We start from the raw sequence: 443 nt of genomic DNA, 5'->3' as shown, positions 1-443 counted from the left end.
GGGAAAGCCTTTCCCGTCCGTCCCGGCGTTATCAGGAGGCCGGTTTGTCAGAGAAACTGAACAAGATGCTCACCATGTGGGTGACGGAGGACGAGCACCGGCGGCTGCTCGAGCGCTGCGACGGCAGGCAGCTGGCAGCGTGGATGAGGCAGACCTGCCTGGACGAAAAGCCAGCACGTTCCGGAAAGCTTCCCTCAATCTCGCCGGCGCTGCTGCGCCAGCTTGCCGGCATGGGCAATAACCTGAACCAGATAGCCCGCCGTGTTAACGCCGGCGGCGGCACCGGCCATGACAGGGTACAGATTGTGGCGGCGCTGATGGCCATCGATGCCGGGCTTGAGCGGCTGCGGCACGCTGTTCTTGAGAAAGGAACGGACGATGATCGTTAAATTTCATCCACGCGGTCGCGGCGGTGGCGCCGGGCCGGTGGACTATCTGCTGGG

Annotated in this window: 1 protein-coding gene; it reads left to right on the top strand. The window is 63.7% G+C overall.

Annotation, left to right across the window (positions count from 1 at the left end; translation table 11 throughout):
• On the top strand, positions 1–389 hold a 389-nt coding region (locus AC30CM_RS27080; RefSeq protein WP_490119988.1), incomplete at its 5' end, for a MobC family plasmid mobilization relaxosome protein.
• Between the last annotated feature and the right edge of the window lie 54 nt (positions 390–443).

The sequence above is a fragment of the Mycobacterium sp. DHQP2018-32-09 genome (genome assembly GCF_058148405.1).
This window is presented reverse-complemented; position numbering and strand designations above follow the sequence as displayed.